This window comes from Haladaptatus cibarius D43, from assembly GCF_000710615.1.
Classification (GTDB): Archaea; Halobacteriota; Halobacteria; order Halobacteriales; family Haladaptataceae; genus Haladaptatus; species Haladaptatus cibarius.
Genome location: NZ_JDTH01000013.1, coordinates 26512 through 42355, shown reverse-complemented (window position 1 = coordinate 42355; position 15844 = coordinate 26512). Strand labels below are relative to the sequence as shown.

Genomic DNA, 15844 nt, shown 5'->3' with positions numbered 1-15844 from the left:
AATTCTTTTCTCGCACCCGAGAAGACGGAAAGCCATGCAGGGACAACGCGTTCTCGTGACCGGTAATACCGGATTCATCAGGTCGAACCTCGCTAATCATCTCGCAGAAGCGAACGACGTTGTCGCCGGAGACGATGGCTATCTTGGAACCGACGTGGAACCCGAATACGTGGAAAATCCGATTTTGGGGTTTTGTTTGGCTTCTGTTTTTTCCGCACTGGTGTCGAGAGTACGTTTCGGACTGCGCGCATACACACCGGATTTCCGCTGCTTTTAGTCGAACCTGTACCACTAGCGAAATTCAAAAACTTCATTCTTTAATCTCTGACAGAGTATATAGAATACAGAGTAATTTTATCTTAGTAGTTATAGATTTTCCATTATCGATCGTCTATTTTGGCACGATACACTCGGTCAACGAAAAGCAGAGGAAATCCGGTGTGTTCCTCTCCGCAGCTATATCATCACCCCATTCGTGTTATCTTTGACAAACCATCGCATCTACTGTGTCTTCTGTCTCTCTCTATCCGGAATACACACACCCCACTCTGTCCAGTGTCTCGATGATACTGTTTCGACTTTTCATTCTTCTTCCCTACCCTCACGCCAGAAGACACTGGACACGATGGGGTGTGTGTGAGAAGCCACAGAAGACACTGGACAAAGTGGGGTGTGGTACAACAAAACCAATCCGTCTTCGTCGCATCTAGAACACTTCGTCTATTACCCGCTCAAACCGTTCGAACTAAGCGACGAGAAGAAACCGTCGTCGGTCGTCGTGGTAGTCGTTTCTCCGGGTTGAGTCGTTCCACCCGTCTCGGTCGTGGTGGTTCCCGGCTGTGTCGTCCCAGCCGAGGTCGTGGTTCCCGGTGCCGATGTCGTGGTGGTAGTGCCGGTTTCCGGCGGTTGCGTCGTCTGCTCGCCGCCATTGCCGTTGCCAGCATTCCCGTCACCATCTCCTGCACCACCGTTCCCTGCGTCACCATCGTTGCCGTTCTGATTGTCTCCGCTGTTGCCGTCACTCTGGCCGTCTCCGTTCCCACTTCCGCTGTTTCCTTCGTTCTGGTTCTCGTCCGAGCCGTCTCCCGTGTCGGAGTTCCCTTGCTGTGGTGGACTCTGCTCCGAGAGCCATACTGGATTCGTTAGGTATGGTTCCCCGGACGGATTTCCTTTGTAGAGTTGGAGGAGAATCCGGACGTTGTCGCCGGAGATGGACTGGTCGCCGGTGAGTGTCACTTGCCCCCTCGCTCCATCGGCGACCGTCACCTGCTGTTCGTCGAACTGGGACTGTTCCGTGACACTGCCATCCTCGACGCGCTGAAGCACTGCGACGACGGTGTACTGGGTTCGTTCATTTTCGTGGTTGATGACGTTGGCCGTCACACCATCGTTCCCGAGGTCGGCCTGATACAGCGTATTCGTATTGCTGTCTATGTTCTGTGTGTCCACGTAGAACTCGGTGAACTGCTCTCCCTGCGGTGGGTTCAGCACTGCAAATCCGAGGCTCGACGCGACCAACAGGAAGCTAATGACGATGCCGATGTTCAAAATCGTCATCGTCCGACCTCCCGAACGTCTCCCCGACGAACTAAACAGCAGACCCGGCAGTCCGGGAGTGTACCGTCGCTCTGTCGGAACGCGCACCCGTCGAGCGAGCGCGACGAGCGTAAAGAAAGCCGTGAAGGCGAGCACTCCCACCAAAATCGGTCGCAGTCGAATCCCCCACGGCGTGAAGTTCGCTATCGCGGCGACGATTGGAACCACGGCAACGCTTATCGTTACGGCGAGTCCGACCCGTTCGGGGCCACCGAGCGCGTATGCGGCATCGTTTTTGTCGTTCCCGAACGTTCGGCCATCTGACTTCCCGCCTTCGGGAAAGAGCGCCGAAATAAAGACGTACCCTGGAAGAAAGACGACGAGCGGGAGAACCAGCGCGACCTGCGCTCGACCGCCAATTCCGGCGTACGCCGCGAAACCTCCGATACCGGTCAGAACGAGGGCTAGTAGGAGGTCTGCGAACCACCAGCGGCTATTCGTACTCATTGTAATCTCAGTAGCGTGAAACGGGTTTTATTATACGGCTCCTAATCAGTTCTCGGATCGAATTTCGTCCGCTCCGCCGTCTTCGCTGGGCATATAGAGGACGTCAGTCGGGTTGACTGCCGTCTCCGAGCACTGTGCGACCCAGCCGACCATATCGTTGATTCGGAGTTTGTGGCGCGAGGGCAGCTCGTGAATCGTCTCGTGTTTCGGGAACAACCGCTGGTCTAAGTTGTATCGGTCGTATATCTGTTGTCTGTCCGGCCACGCCGGCTCGAACGACTGCACGAACGGGAGCTTTCGCCGTGCGAATCGCTCCATCTCCGACAGGAGCGTGGACATGTACGGTCGGTCTGGTGGCCGATGGCGGAAAAGTCCATCATCTAACTGTCGAATTGCGCGGATGAACGTCGCCGTGGTTCGGTATCTCGGCGGCGTCTGCAGGTGCCATTCGAGCAGTTCCGTATCTGCCGCGATGAACGATTCGAGGTAGTTGTCCGCGAGATGCGTCCGGAACGGAATCGTTGGCTGGTTGCTGATGCTGAACAGCGACAGCGCGTTCTGCACCGAGTCGGTACGTCCCCAACAGCGGTCGAATTCGCTTGCGATGGCGTTGCGCACGAACTCTCCGGCCGCATCCGAATCGTCCGCATACTGCTCTGCAACTTTCCGGCTTCGGTTGGGAAGGAACCCAAAGTTGTCGAGTGAGGCTTCGACGGGGTCTGGGTCGTCTTCCATCCGCTTCAGCGGAAGCGTCTTGCCGAGTAGTTCGAATTCGCTTCGTTTGTGGCCGAATCCGCGCAGAAGCGTGTCGAACAGCAGTCCGTGGTACATCGTGTCCACTTCGATGTCGTTGTTGTAACCCGCGTGGTGGATGTGAATGGACTCTTTGATACCATTCGTATCCCGCACTTTCTGCTCGCCGGGCATGATGTAGCGGTCGTTCGTCACCAGCGTCGTGTGGTCTACGTTGTACTGTTTAGCCAGTCTGCGAGCGACTTTCACTTCCTGTGCGTCGGGCATTCCGACCGTGTAGCAGTGTTCGATTTCGGGGAATTGCGACAACAGCGTCCGCGAATCGTACCCCGCCGACAGCAGCAGTCCTTTCTTGCCGGGCTGACGGGAACGCCGTCGAATCGCCCGTTGCATGCGGTCTGCAAGCTCGCCCGCGTAGTCCATCTCCTGTTCGTCGTAGACGAACCGGTCTAAGTCACCGACCTCGTCGGCCGTCAGATAGCCGTCGAAGGAGGTGCGGTGGAGTTCGTGAAACAGCGTCTTGTTTCCGAGAATGACGCCCATATGGAGGAACTCGCCGACCGACTGCCTGCGCATGGTCGGGTTATCGACGGTTTTCGCCACTTCCGCCGCGTCGGAGCCGAACACCCGAACGCCGGGGTCGTCCGTGTAGAAACATTCCCACGAACGAATCATGTCGGTGAGAACCACCGCATCGCCCTCGTGTTCGATGAACGCGAGGTACGACCCGTTAAGCGCCTTGATGGCGTCTTTTCCTTTCTCCGAATACTGTTCTAGCAACCAGCGAGCAGGCTCCGTCCAGCCACGCTTGTTTGGATATGCCTCTCCCCAGATAACACACGAACCGAGTTTGCCGGAGTAGGAGGCACTTCGTCCGGGAATACCGAGTCCGGTATCCCGAATCCCGACGGTCGCAACGTCGCTCGTTACGACATCGTCGAACTCGCGCTCCGAACGAAATCGCTCGAACTCGTCCCGGTCACCGAAGACGCCGAATATTTCTTTATTCATCGTTCACACACCTCAGTCGCCACCGTTTGGTGGTCGTCCCGTGCCACGGCGGCACGTAATCGTCCGCCGATTCCGTCTCACGTCAGTTGTCTGCGCTCGTGTCACGGTTGGCTCTATTTCTGCTATCGTGTCTATGGCGGTTAACTATACACAGTATAACATCAGGAAGATTGTGTTTAGGAACATCTGAAACAGTGCTCGGTATCCGACAGCAGCCGAAACGCCCCCGAAGAACATCCTCGGATGGTGTTCTCTCCTCTTTTTCTGCTTTCAATCCTACTTCTCCGCTATCGGACTCCTCCGTTCGAATCCGTGTCGAGAACACGGTGTCGTGGACGATGGAACGACCTGTCGGAAAGTCGGAAACTGGCTTGCTCATCAATCCGGCTGATTTTTCGCCTGTCGTCCTGCGCTACTATCCGGTCGTTCGTCCTCCGTACCAACCGTTTCGCACTGTTATGCGCCTGCTAAAACGGGTTCTACTCGCTTTCCCTCGCCGCTTATCCGTGATATATATTTATGCCTCGCCTCCTGTGATTTCTCATATGCTTGATTTGGAGCGCCGGGCCGCCCGAAGTCACCTGTGGAACTTCTGTAAACGGGTGGGTATCGCGCCAGTTCTCGCAACCGGTTATTGGCACACCAAGCTCGCGCTCCATCTCTGGTCCGCATCGGTCACTGTTGGTGGATATACGGCGGAATTTGCCGCGGACACGCGAACCGAGTATCAGCGCGCTACCTCTCTCGTCGGCGAACGCGCTGTCGTGGAGTCACTGCTCTCGGACGTTCAGGAGTCCGATGTGTTGTACGACATCGGTGCCAACATCGGAACTCACACCTGTTTCGCCGGGAAACGGCTGGAAAGCGGCACGGTCGTCGCATTCGAACCCATGCCGACCAACTCGGTTCGACTTCGGCACAACCTTTCTGCTAACCTCCCGACGAGTCGGTGGCAGGTCGCGGAACTCGCACTCTCGAACGAGGACGGTTCCGGTACGCTCGCAGTGGAAAGTGAGAATTACGGCGAGGGGCGACACGCTCTCTCGGCGGACGGCGAACTCGAAATCGACGTCGTTCGGGGTGAAACGCTGATAGAAGAGGGCCGCTACCCTGCACCGGATATTCTCAAAATCGACGTTGAGGGGGCGGAACTCCAAGTTCTCGAAGGATTCGATGATCGACTGGCAGACGTCCGTCTCGTCTACGCGGAACTCCACCACAACCTGAGTGCGGAGTACGGAACCTCGACGGAAGAAATCGAAGCATATCTCCGTGACTACGGATTCGAAGTCGAGCGACTCGGCGAGCGTCCGGACGCCTATCACATCCGCGCCGTCAAATCGCAAAACTAGTCTACCGCGCCGAAATGCTATCGCAGGGATGTCGGTACAGCGATGTGAAACACTGGAATGGAGTTAGAAGTCGTTGCCCCAGCCGTCATAACCGTCCGAACTGTTGTCCTCGATTCCGTTTTCGATGTTGCTCTTTTTGACGTAGATGTCTTTGGCATCGTCCGTGATGCGAAGTCCCTCGTTGCCGCTTCGTGAGCGTGCCGAGACGCCCTCAATCCACGTTCCCGCCCCGTCGTCAACGATTGCGTTATCTTCGGAGACGTAGTCGCCTTCGTAGATGAGACAGTCCTTTCCTCGGTTCGCCAGTGCACGCCGACCCCAACCGCCGCCGTGGTTGACGTTTACACTGCGGAATTCACAGCCATCACGCTTGTTTTCGATGGCCGCTCGGGTTCCCGTCGTCGGTGCGTCTCCGGTGATGGTGACGTCTTCGAGGTACACTGGGTCGTCGCCGTCCTGAATTTTGATGGCTGGGCCGCCACCTACCTCGTGTTCGATGTTCGTCCGCTTGATGCGGGTTTGGCCTGCGGAATCGCGGATGGAAATCGCTGGAGTTGGGTCGTCCGTCCGCGCCGTCACTGTCGAGTCGGTGACGTAGCAGTATCGTGCACCGTGTCCGATCCAAATCGCGGGGCTTTCGCCGACGCTCGTTTGGAAATCGACGTTCCGTGCGACGAGGAGAGTTCCTTCCTCCATGCGGAGTCCACGTTGGGCAATGCCGTTCGAGTCGTCGAGGTCAACGACAATCGTTGCGTCCTGAATGTAGCTGTTGTTTCCGCCGAGTCGAACGTTTGCGCCCGTGCTGTTCTGGAATCGTCCACCCTGTATCTGGATGGAGCCGGAACCGTTTGCGGCGTACAGACCGTTGTCCGGGAAACTTCCGAGATGACAGTCACGGAAGGTCATCGTCCCTTCGTTCTGATTGCAAAGGATACCGGTTGGGCCACGCCAGAGGGCATCACTCGGCGTGTCGCCCGACCAGTCTGCACCGTCCGGTGCTTCGAATCCCTCGACCAGTCCCTCTCCGTCCGGGTCGGTGACGGCGAACCGTCCCGGCCCGAACGTTCCGCTGTCGTGTCGGCCGATGATTTCGATGTCGCGTACCATCAGCCCGTCGTCTACTTCGGCTTCGATAACGCGGATACCAGTGTCGTCCCTCGTCTGGTCAACCGTGAATCCTTCCACGCGCAGGGCGTGTCCGGGGTCATAGTGAACTCCCAGTCGGAAGAGGCGGTAGTTTCCATCTCCCCCATCGTCGAAGTCGTGGTAGTTCGCGGGAACGAGTTCCGCGTCGTCGCCGACGAGTCCGAAGTTGTCGAAGCCGGTGAAGCGGAACTGCTCGTCCATGTAGTATCGTCCCGGCGGGAAGTAGAGGAGCGTATCGTCGTCCGCGTGCTCCCGGAGAATCGGTGTAATGGATTCGTCTCCATCGTTGTCCGCCCCCACATCCGTCACGTCGATGACGGTCCCGTAATTGTCTTCATATTCTGAAGGATTTGCCGACGCGGTCCCCATAACCGCCGTCGATGCAGCAACCGCACCAGTGAGCTTGAGATAAGTTCTGCGAGTCGTTGCGTTTCGATTACGCTTGTCTGACGCCATCAAAATCTGCAAAACGACCGTATATATTAATTATCTGGTGCCTAGTTCATTCCCTCCCCGTTTTCCCTCTGTTGGAAACGTTGTAAACGGTCTCTCGCCCGGGAATTTTCCGTGTGTATAATTGTTTACGTCCGGTTCTTAAGCGCCATATAAGAAAATACCTATGACTGTTCTGGTAAAGTAGCGATGAAACGACAGACACGACGTACGTTCCTGACGACGGTCGGAGCGGCCGGTACTCTTGGTCTTGCTGGCTGTTCCGGTATCGGTGACTCCGGCGGCGATACGACCTCTCCTGACGGTACCGACGGCAACGGAACGTCCTCCACGACCGATGGTAAGAACCCCTCCAATGGGGACGATCCGCAGAGCGGGCCACAGACGTTCGAGAACTTCGAAAAGCTCGGCCCGTGGAAGGCGGTTGACGGCCACGGGAGCCTCAAAAAGAGTACGAAGCAGAAAGTCGAAGGCTCGCAGTCGGCCCACGTCGTCGGTAGCCAGGACACCAAACAGGGACAGATTCACCGCATCAACTTCGGTGGCAACCCAGCTGATTTCAGCAACAAGAATCTCTCTCTCGCTTTCAAGTGTACGACGCACGACTTCATGAAAGTCGCCGTCCAGTTGTATGCACCCGACCGTGGTCACATCGTCGAGATGAAGCGAACGCTCTACGGCCCGAAAGGAAAGTGGGTTCGCGTTAATCTCGGCGTTACCGGCCATAATGACCCGAAGAACATCGACCTCTCGAAGGTGTATGAGGTTCGTATCATCGGCCGCCCGAGCGACCCCAACACGAGTACGCCGATCGAGTTCTTCGTGGACGACCTCAAAACGGTGCCCGCCCCGAAAAAGGGGATGGTGATGCTGACCTTCGACGACGGCCTCGAATCGCAGTACACGAAGGCGTACAAGATGATGAAGGAGTACGACTTCCCGGGAGTGGACGCCGTCATCACCGACGCCGTCTACGACGACGGGTTCCTCACTCGAATCCAGATGAACGAGATGGTCGAGGACGGATGGGATATGATCGCTCATCCGAACACGCAGGCAACTCCGTTAGACCAGCGCTCGAAAAAGGAGCAGGAAAGTCTGATGAAGGAGTCAAAGCAGTGGCTCAAACAGTACGGCTACGACGGCCACAAATTCATGGCCGTCCCGAAAAACGTCGTCGGGCCGAACACCTTCGACCTCGCAAAGAAACACTTCGATGTGACGATGTCGTTCGGTGCGTCGCCCAACGCACTCCCTGCCATCAAGAAGAACACCATCATCTCGCGGATGTACGGTGAAAACAACATGCAAGCGACCAAGGAGTCTATCGACTTCGCGGCGAAATATAAGCAGTTGTCGCCGCTTATCTTCCACAAAATCGGTGGCGATGGTCTGGCCGAGAACAAGTTCAAGGAAATCCTCAAATACATCAACAAGAAAAACGTCGAAGTCGTCACCCTCTCCGACTTGGAAAAGAAGGGTATGCTCATCTAAGCGCGTCGTCCCGTAACCTACGTCGTGCTTTCTCCGCCCACTCCCCGAACAGCAGTGCGTCGATGCTGCGCTTTCTACCGTTTTTTCGCTGTCCTACTGTTTCTCCGCTCGGACGAAATACTCCACTCCGCGGTCGTGTATCGTTTCGACTGTGAACCCGCACTCTTCCAGTGCTGTCAGAACGTCGTCTTCGTCCGCTCCGTATTCGTCGAGGAACGTCGGATGGACTTCGCAGTACACCAGCCGACATTCGGGTCGTGAGAGCGTCGCTTCGAGGCCGCGAATCGCGTCTAGTTCTGCACCCTCCACGTCGAGTTTGATGACTGTCGGTGGTGGCACTTCACCCGTTTCAACCAACTCGTCGCCATTTTTGAGAACGACCTGTTCGGTTCCGGTTTCCGAAATCTGCGCGACTCCGTCCGTTGAAAACGTCGCTTCACCGTTTTCGTCCGAAAGTGCTTCCAGTCGCACGTCGGCCTGCAAACCGTTGCGTGTGAGATTTGCTTCGATGTGCATCGCCTTCTCCCTTCGCGGTTCGAACGTCACGACCTCCCCCTCGGAGAGCGCCGTCGCGGCGAGACAGGTGTAGCTACCGATGTACGCGCCGACGTCGTAGAACACGTCGTCCGGCTCCAATCGGGAGAGGAGGTCAGCGAGGACGGGACGTTCGTCTACCAGCGTCCGATAGTGACGAAAGTCGTCTGCCGTCGAAGCGTGAAAGGTTGTGCTGACGCTACCCACTTGCTGTGTGTGCGTTCCTCCACTGGTTCGAAAGAGCAACTGCCAGTAGGCACGAGAGAGTGTCGATTGGAGTCCGAGACGTTCGATAACGCTTCGGGCGGGCGGCGTCGAGAGCGCACGTCTGCCCATCTGAACCATTCCCGTAGTAATCTTTTTCGAAGACATCGCTTTCCCGTGAATTATCAGCCGAGACTGATATATCCCTGGGCCGATACTGGACTTCGATTCCGTATCGTCCGACCTTCAGTTCATGCTCCGTTAGTTCATATTCCGGTAGTCGAACGCGAGAAAAATGAGTCCGCAGTCATCCGATGAACTGCCTTGTCCATCACAGTCTAACGCTAAACCAACCGTCGTCGGTCGTGTTTGTCTGCGTGGTCGCCGTACTCGACGTGATTTCCGTACCTAACGTCATCGTGGTCGATTGCGTGGTTTCTGTGTTCGTCTGTGCCGTTCCGGTTTGCGTCGTTTCGGTCTGCGTCAGACTGTTGGACTGTGTCGTCGAGTTCGTTCCCGCCGTGTCCGTCGTGGTTGTGGTAGTCGTCTGTTCCGTCGTGGTGGACGTTGTCGTACTCGTTGTGGATGACGTGGTGCTGGTCGTCGTTTCCGCCGGTGTCGTACTCGTTGTCGTCGGTGGTTCGCTAGTCGTGCTTGGTGGCGCCGTGCTCGTCGTTTCCGGCGGTTCACTGGTCGTACTCGGTGGGGCCGACGTACTCGTCGTGGACGGTGGGTCGGACGGCTCTTCCGTCTCCTCCGTCGTCTCGTCGGGTGCTTCCTCCGTGGTTTCCTCCGGTGGTGTCGTAGACGGCGGTTTCGTCGTACTCTCCGGCGTCGTCTCTTCTTCTGTCGTCGAGTCCGTCGGAGTCGTTCCGTCCGTCGTCTCGGTGACTGTCGTTGTTTCCGGCGGTTCCGTGGTCATTTGCGGTTCATTGTCGGAATCGTCGCCGAGCACTCCCAGTCCGGGGTCGAGGAACGCATACCCAATTCCGGAGACGAAGAGCAGGACGCCGACGACGACCATCATTTGCTGCATTGAGTTGGATGACATCTTTTTAACCTTGTTTCGAAGCATTTCAGTGCGCGAACAGATGGGTTCTGGAAGGGACGAAAGCATATCAAACACTTCGTCGAAATCGAGTGCTCCCGTCCCGAAGGCGAAAAACAGGAACACTGCGAGGCCGAGCGGTGGCACGATAAGTATCGACAGCGGGAACTCGGTTCCCAGCAGGTTCAGGCGCACGTCCAGTAGCCGGGAGAACAAGAATACGGGTGGGAAAGAGAGCACTGTCGCAGCGAAAACGCGTCCGAGACGAGCGTCCGACAGTGGGTCGAAACCGACTTTCCGAGCACTCCAGAGGTGGAACACGAACATCAGGCCGTAGCCGATGCTCGTGGAAATCGCGGCACCGTGCATCCCATATCGTGGAATGAGGAGGGCGTTCAATGCGAGGTTGATAGTTGCCGCGGTTCCTGTGGCCGCAATCGGATATTTGAGGTTCCCTTTCCCCTGTGCGATGGCGAGGATGGGTCGCGCGACCGCGAACCCGAGCGCACCCGGGAGGAGCAAGAGTAGGGGAATCACTGCGGGCATGTACTGCGAACCGAAGTACACTGGGACGGCAATGTCCGCGAGCACCGCCAAACCGAGCGCCATGATAGCTGTGAGAAGGAACGTGTATCGCGTCGTCCGCGCTGCGAGGTCGGAAATCTTCTCGGTTCTGTCGTTCGACCACAGTTCCGAGGTCGAGTGGACGAAGACCGTTTGAAGCGCCAGCGGAACGAACCACAGGAACTCCGCAAGCTTGAGCGCCGCCCGATAGTAGCCGACCTGCACGTTGTCCGCGAGCGCCTGCAACATTAGAATGTCCACGTGGTAGAGCGACATCAGGAGGAAGATCAGCACGATAGACAGCGAATTGAATGTCAGCATCGTGCGTCGCGGGAAATCCTCCGGCGTCGGGCGAAGGAGGCTTCGCAGGGAAACGCGCCGGAAGATGAGATAGAACCCGATGACTGCGACCGCGGTCGCGGCCGCAATTTTTCCGACGAGTGCACCAGCAACCGCGATTTCGAGCAGGCCGCGGTCTTTCATCACGTAAACGAGTGGAAGTGCGACGACGACGAACGCAACTCGCTGAACCACTTTTAACGGCTCGGAGTAACGTTCCAAGCCGAAGCCCATCAGCGTCCGGCGGCTGTACGCCCGGAGTTGGCTCGCAATGGTCATCACCGTGAGCAGGTAGAAGTACAACTCGTACTGTTGTCCGAATATCCGCCCGACGACGCCGCTCCAGGTTGCGAGCGCGAGAATCCCGGACCCGACGACCGCAAGGAGGAGCGCGAGTCGGAAGTAGAATCCGACGACGTACTCCTCCCAACAGTCCATGTCACGTTCTTCGGCGATGAACTTCCGAACGCCGTCGGTTACCCCGGAACTGACGAGAATCATGAACAGCGAGAACACCGAGATGACGGTCGTGTACACACCGACACCTGCTGGTTCCAGCAATCGATACAGAATCGGAGTCGTAAGGATGCCGATAACGAGCGTGAGCACTTTCGTCCCGGCAACCGAGATGACGCCACTTAGAATACTTCGTTGCACAAAATCACCGTCAGTGCGCTACTCATCGTAACAGCACCTATCATCACAGTATCTCTATGGGGACTTTATTATGAATCTGCTAGTCGCTCAGGCGTAGCCGAGATCCTGAAGACGTTGCTCGACATCGACCGATACCTCGTCCATATCTTCCCCTTCCTCCCCTGTCGTAATAGTCCGTCGGTCGCCGTTTTGATGGACGAGCCACGGAACCGTCGTCAGTTGTGGGATGTAAATACCGTTCGGGTGGCCGTACTCGGCCATCGGAAGCGGCCACGACCGTTCGCCGAACGCTTCGCCGTGGTCTGCGGTGACGACCGTCTTTCCTTTGAACGTGTTCAACAACTGCTCGACGTGAGGGTACACCATTTCCAAGTTCTCCTCGTATGCCTTGTAGAGAACGTCGATAGGGACATCGACCTCGCCAGCCATGACGCGGTTCCAAAAGTCGAGCGAGTCGAGGTCGAGGTATTTCTTCCCAGTCGGCCCGATGAACGGGTAGTGTGGCTGAATAAAGTGGACGACGATTCGCTTGTTTGGGAACTCCTCGGCGGCTTGTTCCGCGATTTCAGTGACCGTCTCCGGGCGAACCGTTCTAAACTCTTCGTCCCAACCCTCGTCTTGCCAGATGTTGATAACTTTGTGGAGTTTCACATCGACTCTGTCACGCTTGCGATACAACTGCGGGTTAGCAGTCACGTAAACCGTATCACGAAGGTCTGCACCGTCGAAATACGTGTAGAGGAAGTCAGGAGTTGAACTCGAATTGGTCTGTCTCGACTGGAGTTCCCCGGGGAGTTTGTGTGTTTTCTCGAACGTATCGTATCTACACGCATCGAGAATAATGAGGTTGTCCCAGTCTTCGTCGAAGAACTCGACCCCGTCTTCGTCGGGACCTTTCTGCTGGTAGTAGTACTTATTCAGTTCTCGAACGACCAGATGTGGTTCCCTGAGACCACGACGAACACGTCGAACCGTATCAGAGATATTCATGTATCTCTGAGCAAGATACGTTTCTATATTATTATACGTCTCTTAAGCCCTGTCTACCTGCAATCGCGGAAAGTTAGAGGCTAAAGTTATTCCCCCAGCCGCTTGCTTCGCCGCTATCGTCGCGGATTCCGTTGACGATGTTGTTCTTTTTGATGTATGCGTTATCGGACGAACTCGACAGTTTGAGTCCGGGGAGATCTCGTTCGGAGCGGGAGTAGATTCCTTCTATCCACACGTCGTTGCCGTGGTCGATGATGGGATATTCGCGGGAGCGGTAGTCACCTTCGTAAATCAGCACGTCGGAAGCCGTGTTCACCAATGCTCGGCGTCGTGACGTGCCCATCTGTTCGACCGCAACGTTTCTGAACTGCGTTCCGTCGCGCTCACAGCGAATCGCGGCACGCGCGCTCTCGTGACCGCCCTCTCCTTTAAACACGCAATTTTCGATGTAGGCAGGCTCGTCGCTGGGTTCTATCCAGAGTGAAAATCCGCCGTCTGCTTCGTGGACGAATTTCGAGTTCTTGATTCGCGCTTTTTTGTTCTTCGATTGGAGAACGAGTCCGTGAACGACGTCGCTTCCAGACGTTCGAAGTTCGACGCCGTCGAAGACGAGAATATCCACGTCCATCGTTTTGATGGCATCGCCGTTGGGGTCGCTGACTTCGATGTCACAATTTTCTATGCGGAGGTAGTTACTGCTCTCGACGCGAAGCGCGTGTTGATTTCCGCGGCCGCTGCTGTCGTCCACGATTATCTTCGCGTTTTTCACGACGCTGTTGTTGCCACCGACACGGACGCTCGCGGTCTGGCTGTTTTTGTAGAGACCACCGTCAACGATGACTTTCCCGGAACCGTTTGCGGCGTACAGACCGTTGTCCGGAAACGCACCGAGTGAGCAGTCTTTGAACGCTATCGTCCCTCTGTTCCCGTTGTTACAGATGATACCCGTCGGGCCGCGCCAGAGCTTATCTCCCGGTGTGTTTTCCGACCAGTCGCCGCCGTCCGGCGCGTTGAAGTTCTCCACGACGCCGCTTCCGTCGGGGTCGGTGACGACGAAACGTCCCGGACCCCATGCTCCGCTGTCGTGTTCGCCGTGGACGTTGACGTTTCGAACCGTCAAATCGTCCTCGACGGCGGCCTCAAGAACACGAACACCGGTGTCGTCTGCGGTTTGGTCGATGTTGATGTCCTCGAACAGGAGGTCACGTCCGGGGTTGTAGTCGATTCCGAGTCGGAAGAGGCGGTAGTTCCAGTCACCGCCGTCGTCGAAGTCGTGGTAGTTGTCAGGGACAATGGTGACGTTGTACTGGCCAACGATGGCAAAGTGCTCGAATCCGGTGAAACGGAACTGCCGGTTCATGCGGTAGCGTCCCGGCGGGAAGAGAAGCATCGTGTCGTCGTCTGCATACTCTTCTAGCAGGTCGTTGATGGGTTCGTCACCGTTCGGGTCGGCACCGGCGTCTTCGACCATATTGACGACCGTTCCGTAGTCGTCCAAATATCCGTGGTGTGCACTCACTCGGTCGGACATCGCTTGCGTGCCCGCGGCGCACAGCCCTGCGGCGCTTACGCCTTTCAAGAAGGTTCGTCGAGTCGTTCCCTTGTTCGATTCCGTGTTGTCAGTGCAGTTTGCGTCCCGTGTGTCGATTTTGTGAGTCATTCTGTCTCCCAGCGCGTTAGTGACAACCGTCGAGCGAGTGGCACGCCGTGGCGACGTACCGAAATATCCGCACCCTGTGGGTCCTGACGGTCTTCGAATAAACATACTAGAACCTTTCGGCCAAAGTCTGTGCCTTAGTATTTCCACCCTTTAAGTTCTATCACCATGACAACATCTATCATAGTGGCTGTTCACTTGTAGAATAGTCAGTAGTGATTCACTCCACTACTGTCCATCATGTCGGGGAAAATAGATTTTTGGCTACAGTTCGAGCAGTTCGGCGTAGAGATGCGCAATGTCTACACAGACGCGCTCCCACGTGAACTGTTCTGCGTGTGCTTCGATTCCATCGCGGTTCCAATCCTTCTGAAGCGCGCGCACGACAGCATCCGCGAGTGCGTTGTGATCTTCCGGGCTGTCGATGAGGAAGCCGTGGTCTTCTGAGGTGACGACTTCTTCGCTTCCACCGTTTATCGTCGAGACGACGGGTGACCCGCAGGCCATCGCTTCCAACTGCACGAGGCCGAAACTCTCGCTGTAACTCGGCAGGACGAAGGCGTCGCTGGCACTCATCCAGTATTTCAAGTCCTCGTTCGACACGTAGCCAAGCAGACGGACGCGATCGTCGAGTCCTAACTCCTCGATTCTTGCTTCGAGGTCGGCCCGCATTCCGCCGTGACCGCCGATTGCACAGACGACTTCACCCTCTGCTTCGACGATTTCGGGCATCACGTTGATGAGATGCTGGAACCCCTTCCGTTCTTTTAGATGGCCGAGCGCGAACAGTAGTCTCGTATCCTCCGGGACACCGATTTCCGCCTTCGCCTCGGCCTGCGGCACTCGGCGAAGGCGGTCTTGGCTGAAGCCGTTCGAGATGTAGTACACGTCGTCGTTGAACCGTCGAAGCGTGTCTTGGTCTTGCTGATTCACGCGAACGATGGCGTCGGCGTCCCGCCACGTTCGATTTATTTTGTCGTTCGAGGATTCGAGTTGCTCCACGAACAGGTCATGATTCTCATGAACTGTGAGAACTGACGGAATACCGAGTTGCTTCCCGAGGACGGTTCCGGCGTAGCCAGCAGTCCACGTTAGATGGGAATGAATCACGTCGAACTCGACGGCGAGGTTGGCGAGCGTCCGCTTTAACTTCAACACGTGTTGGTCGCCGAGATATCGGCGGTGAAGGTCGATAGGGAGATAAAGCAGTGGTGTGCTGACGACCGTCACGTTGGCCGGTTTGTCTTCGACGTTGATTTTCGCGCTCTTGCTGAACGGTTTCGCGTAGTCGATGGGGAGATATTCGGCGACGTCCGCGAACCGGTTGTATCGGACGAGAACGTACACTTCGTTGAAATAGTCGGCGAGCACGTCCACCTGCCCCTTGACGAAATGGTTGTAGCTGTGCGAGACGATGAGCAGGTTTTTGTCCGCCAGTCCGTCCAAATCGTGATTTCGCGGTACCTCACCTTTTTTGAGTGCATCCTCCGTTCGTGGCACGTCCCCCGCGTCTGGCGGTTCGGTGACCTGCGCGTGCGTGTCGCTCGACATACTAGATGGGAAGCGTCCGTCGATGTTTATTATCGGGTGGCTAAGCGT

10 protein-coding genes and 1 pseudogene are annotated in these 15844 nt (G+C 56.4%); 3 read left to right on the top strand and 8 right to left on the bottom strand.

All coding sequences use genetic code 11. The features are described 5' to 3' along the window. Positions 1 to 34: 34 nt before the first annotated feature. Positions 35 to 187, top strand: a pseudogene (locus HL45_RS20660) (NAD-dependent epimerase/dehydratase family protein); the annotation flags it as partial. Between the two features lie 536 nt (positions 188 to 723). Here HL45_RS20660 and HL45_RS19680 read toward each other — a convergent pair. After that, positions 724 to 2043, bottom strand: coding sequence for a DUF1616 domain-containing protein (locus tag HL45_RS19680; RefSeq protein ID WP_049972915.1), 1320 nt, complete (start codon positions 2041 to 2043; stop codon positions 724 to 726). Positions 2044 to 2088: 45 nt separating this feature from the next. Further along, entirely contained in the window at positions 2089 to 3807 is a 1719-nt protein-coding gene (locus tag HL45_RS19675; protein WP_049972914.1) for an asparagine synthase-related protein, read from the bottom strand. A 545-nt stretch (positions 3808 to 4352) separates the two neighbouring features. On the opposite strand from HL45_RS19675, the gene HL45_RS19670 reads away from it, so the two are divergent. Further along, positions 4353 to 5159, top strand: a complete 807-nt coding sequence (locus HL45_RS19670) for an FkbM family methyltransferase (protein WP_049972913.1) — start codon at positions 4353 to 4355, stop codon at positions 5157 to 5159. 63 nt (positions 5160 to 5222) lie between these two features. Here the strand turns inward: HL45_RS19670 and HL45_RS19665 are convergent, their stop codons facing one another. Next, a complete protein-coding gene (locus HL45_RS19665) occupies positions 5223 to 6674 on the bottom strand; it encodes a hypothetical protein (protein WP_049972912.1) in 1452 nt (483 codons plus the stop codon). A gap of 273 nt (positions 6675 to 6947) precedes the next feature. Between HL45_RS19665 and HL45_RS19660 the strand changes: the two genes are divergently transcribed. Further along, the gene (locus HL45_RS19660; protein WP_049972911.1) at positions 6948 to 8252 is read left to right on the top strand and encodes a polysaccharide deacetylase family protein; all 1305 of its coding nucleotides are present in this window, start codon (positions 6948 to 6950) and stop codon (positions 8250 to 8252) included. 93 nt (positions 8253 to 8345) lie between these two features. On the opposite strand, the gene HL45_RS19655 is transcribed toward HL45_RS19660, so the two are convergent. From HL45_RS19655 to HL45_RS19635, 5 genes are all read right to left on the bottom strand, one after another. Beyond that, positions 8346 to 9158, bottom strand: coding sequence for an FkbM family methyltransferase (locus HL45_RS19655; RefSeq protein ID WP_084157200.1), 813 nt, complete (start codon positions 9156 to 9158; stop codon positions 8346 to 8348). Between the two features lie 163 nt (positions 9159 to 9321). Continuing rightward, positions 9322 to 11598 carry an oligosaccharide flippase family protein gene (locus HL45_RS19650; RefSeq protein ID WP_049972910.1) on the bottom strand — a complete coding sequence of 759 codons (2277 nt, stop codon included), beginning with the start codon at positions 11596 to 11598 and terminating at the stop codon, positions 9322 to 9324. A gap of 87 nt (positions 11599 to 11685) precedes the next feature. After that, positions 11686 to 12588 carry an alkaline phosphatase family protein gene (locus tag HL45_RS19645; RefSeq protein ID WP_049972909.1) on the bottom strand — a complete coding sequence of 301 codons (903 nt, stop codon included), beginning with the start codon at positions 12586 to 12588 and terminating at the stop codon, positions 11686 to 11688. Between the two features lie 73 nt (positions 12589 to 12661). Continuing rightward, positions 12662 to 14248 (bottom strand): twin-arginine translocation signal domain-containing protein, encoded by a 1587-nt coding sequence (locus tag HL45_RS19640; RefSeq protein ID WP_084157198.1) that lies wholly within the window; start codon positions 14246 to 14248, stop codon positions 12662 to 12664. Positions 14249 to 14509: 261 nt separating this feature from the next. Further along, positions 14510 to 15796: a glycosyltransferase gene (locus HL45_RS19635; protein ID WP_084157196.1), complete on the bottom strand. Its 1287-nt coding sequence runs from the start codon at positions 15794 to 15796 to the stop codon at positions 14510 to 14512. Positions 15797 to 15844: the final 48 nt, after the last annotated feature.